General features: G+C 46.8%; 4 protein-coding genes. All 4 read right to left on the reverse strand.

Translation table 11 applies throughout. The features are described from left to right. Window positions 1-182: DUF2200 family protein (locus VN105_RS16115; RefSeq protein WP_325642555.1), on the reverse strand; the 182-nt coding region annotated here is incomplete at its 3' end. A 111-nt stretch (window positions 183-293) separates the two neighbouring features. Then, the gene (locus VN105_RS16120; protein WP_325642556.1) at window positions 294-1,679 is read right to left on the reverse strand and encodes a sulfatase-like hydrolase/transferase; all 1,386 of its coding nucleotides are present in this window, start codon (window positions 1,677-1,679) and stop codon (window positions 294-296) included. 162 nt (window positions 1,680-1,841) lie between these two features. Then, window positions 1,842-3,068, reverse strand: coding sequence for an RNA polymerase sigma factor (locus tag VN105_RS16125; protein WP_325642557.1), 1,227 nt, complete (start codon window positions 3,066-3,068; stop codon window positions 1,842-1,844). Window positions 3,069-3,128: 60 nt separating this feature from the next. Beyond that, the gene (locus VN105_RS16130; RefSeq protein WP_325642558.1) at window positions 3,129-3,431 is read right to left on the reverse strand and encodes a YciI family protein; all 303 of its coding nucleotides are present in this window, start codon (window positions 3,429-3,431) and stop codon (window positions 3,129-3,131) included. Window positions 3,432-3,437: the final 6 nt, after the last annotated feature.

Raw genomic sequence — 3,437 nt, forward strand, 5'->3', positions numbered from 1 at the left:
AAAAAGGTTTCAAAGTCGGTTTTATTATCGAGGAGTTGTTGGAATTGTTGTTGATCATATCCTGTCAGCCAAAAAATAATTTCATTTACTTCATCCCTTGTGCGGCCTTTTTTCTCCGCTTTCTGGATGTAAAGCGGATAAACACTTGCAACGGACATTTTAAATACCCTTGTATTATTCATTTTTCAATTGTTAGTATATCAACAATATTTCCTGCGGCAGGTTGATAGCAATAACGAATTTACTAAAATATGGAAGATGAAGCTGTTACCTGCCCCCGGGATATTTTAAGATTATTGTTCGCTGTTTAATTTAGGAAGCGCCAGCCACCAGGTAGCCAGTTTATCTTTCAGCTCCCGGGTTATCTTAGGGAAATCATTTGCCAGATCGCTTGTTTCGTTAGGATCTTTATTGATGTTATACAGCTGGGCATTGCTGCCGTCGTGGTTCATCAGTAATTTCCACTGTCCAGACCTTACAGCAAGATTGGGGCTTTTATCACGGCCTTTGGGATAAGCGAAGGCGATATTATTACGGCCATACTCCCAGTACATATCCATGTTCCTGGCAGATGGTTTGCCCAGTAATGTTTTGCTGCGGTCCCTGCCATCTCGGTTATAACCCGGTGGCAATTCAGCGCCTGCTATTTCAGCTAAAGAAGGCAGGAGGTCCAGCGAGCTTATGGCGGATGTTTCATCTGTTGTGCCGGGTTTGATATGACCGGGCCAGCTGATGATAAACGGCATGCGGATACCTCCTTCGAACAGGGACAATTTGGATCCTCTCAGGCCGCCCGCGCGGCTTCCCCTGAAGCTCGGCAGCGGACCATTATCGCTGGTGAAAATCACGATGGTATTCCTTTCCAGCCCCATGCGTTTTAATCCATCCAATAGCCGGCCTATTTGCAGATCATATTCTTTCAGCACCAGTTTGAAAGCGGCCTCTTCTTCGGGGTTCATGGGAAACCTGCCTGTGTACTCCGTTTCTGTTCTTGGTACCCAGGGCGTATGTACATCATCGGGCCATAAATTAATGAAGCAGGGCTGTCCTTTATGTTTTTGCAGGAATGCCAGCGTTTTATCTACAAAGTACCTGGTGCGGTCCCACCGTTTTATGCTGTCTTTTTCCGACCAGATCCAATTGGCGGCAGTGATCAATGGGTCCGGATCGGGGCTTTCATAGGTGCTTACATGCTCATCAAACCCATAGCTGTCGAAGCCGGGGGCATTGGTCACGTCCCGGCCGCCGCCCATATGCCATTTCCCGAAATGGCCGGTGGCATAGCCTGCGCTTTTAAGAAATTTAGCTATTGTTGGGGCAGACGGGTCGAGGAAATCCGCCTGCTGTGCATTTCGATTGTGTTTGCGGTTATCCAGGTAAGTGCTGAAATTCCATCTTGCAGGGTAATTGCCGGTTATAAAGCCAGCTCTCGACGGCGAACAGATGGCGGCTGCGCTGTAAAAGTGTGTGAACTTCCGGCCGTTTGCAGCCAGCCTGTCGATATTGGGTGTGGGAACAAATTTTCCTCCGAAACAACCTACATCGCCATAACCCATGTCGTCGGTAAGGATATAGATAATATTCGGCCTGTTATCAGGAGCCTGGGCGGTTGCTTGCTCCTTCCAAATGGTAATGGCTGCAATGGCAATGGCCAGTAAGATGCTTCGTTTGTTGATCATATGTTTGTTTTTAGTACCTGGTAATAATAGAAGCATTTATTACCATGATTTTCAGAGATAGTATAGCGTTCTTATGTTAGCCTAATATACAGTTTCCGGTGTGAATTATAGCGATTACCACCAGGTATGCGCATATTATGATATACAACCCTGGGAGAGGGTTTAGCCTAACGCCTGTATTTTCCGGGAAATGACCTTTTGATCGCTACCGGATTTTGCCATGTGTAATGCCTTTTCAAAGTGTTCGCGGGCTGTTTTATTATTCACGCCGGTATATAATTCCCCGAGCAATGAATGATAGAGATGATGGCTGCCGAGGTTCAGTTGTTCCGCCGCGGCAATGGCTTCCGCTTTTCCATAGGCTTTGGAAAGGGCGAAGGTACGGTTCAGAGCAGCCATGGGAGAATATTCAAGTTGTAGCAGGTGATTATACAGGTCGAGGATCTGGTTCCATTTTTCCGGTGTATCTTCTTTCACAGTATGCCAGTAGGCAATCCCTGCTTCCAGGTGGTACCTCGACAAGGTGTTGCCCTGCGATGCTATATTCAGGTAGTATTCGCCCTGCAGGATCAGTTTGCGATTCCACAGGCTGGTGTCCTGGTCGTCGTACAACACTATTTCGCCGCTGGCATCTGTTCTGGCTTCAAAACGGGAAGCCTGGAAACACATTAACGAAAACAGTGCATTTACCGGTGGGAGGTTGGTGCCTGGATTGTCCATCAGCAGGAGGTTGAGCCGCATTGCTTCCTGGCAAAGGTCCTGGCGCAACACGGTATTCTGGCTAGCTGAGTAATATCCTTCATTAAATAATAAGTACAATGTACGCAGCACTATTTCCAGGCGGTTGCTGATCTCTGCTTTACCGGGAAAGGCAATAACGATGTTTTCCTCCCGTAATTTTTCCTTGGCCCTGAACAGGCGTTTATTGATGGTTTCCTTGTTTGTTAAAAATGCATCAGCAATTTCTTCTATACCAAATCCACAAAGTATGCGTAATGCCAGGCCTATTTGGGATTCCGCTACAATGGCCGGATGGCATACGGCAAACATCATCTGTAGCTGGCTGTCGCGGATGTTTTCATCAGAAAGGTCAAGGTCAGAATCTGTGATCTCCTTTTCGGGGTTATTCAGCAACCGCGCATTCTTCTGCTGAACGGCTTCATGCTTCAGGTGGTTCTTCGCTTTATTTTTGGCTACTGTATACAGCCATGCTACCGGGTTTTCCGGTAGTCCTTTCAATCCCCAGGTTTCGGTGGCGGTGAGAAAGGTATCGCTGGCTATATCTTCTGCGACAGACATATGCGCAAAGCCAAAGTGTTTGCATAACACCGCGATAATTTTCTGGTATTCCGTCCGGAATAAATGTGGTATCAGTTCATTTTCTTCCATATAGACAATAAATAAAGCCTTTGTAATAGCATAAAGATACTATTACAAAGGCTTTTATTATTATGACAGTGGGCTGATCTCCCGCACTTCTACTGTGCCGCCCTGCATAAAAATCGGGCATCCTTTGGCTATTTCGGAGGCCTCAGCAAGAGATGCTGCTTTTATCACTGTGTAACCTCCGATGCTTTCCTTGATCTCTGTATAGGGACCATCTGTAACGAGATCAGTGTTTCGTACCACTGTACCTGAGCGTTCCAGCCGGTTACCCCGGTCTACCAGCTTTTGCTGTGCGGCAATGCCGCCTATCCAGTTCATCCAGCGTTTGGTCATTGCCTGCATTTCTTCAGGTGAACTCTCAGGCATGTTAAT

This window comes from Chitinophaga sp., assembly GCF_035564935.1.
In the GTDB taxonomy this organism is placed as follows: domain Bacteria; phylum Bacteroidota; class Bacteroidia; order Chitinophagales; family Chitinophagaceae; genus Chitinophaga.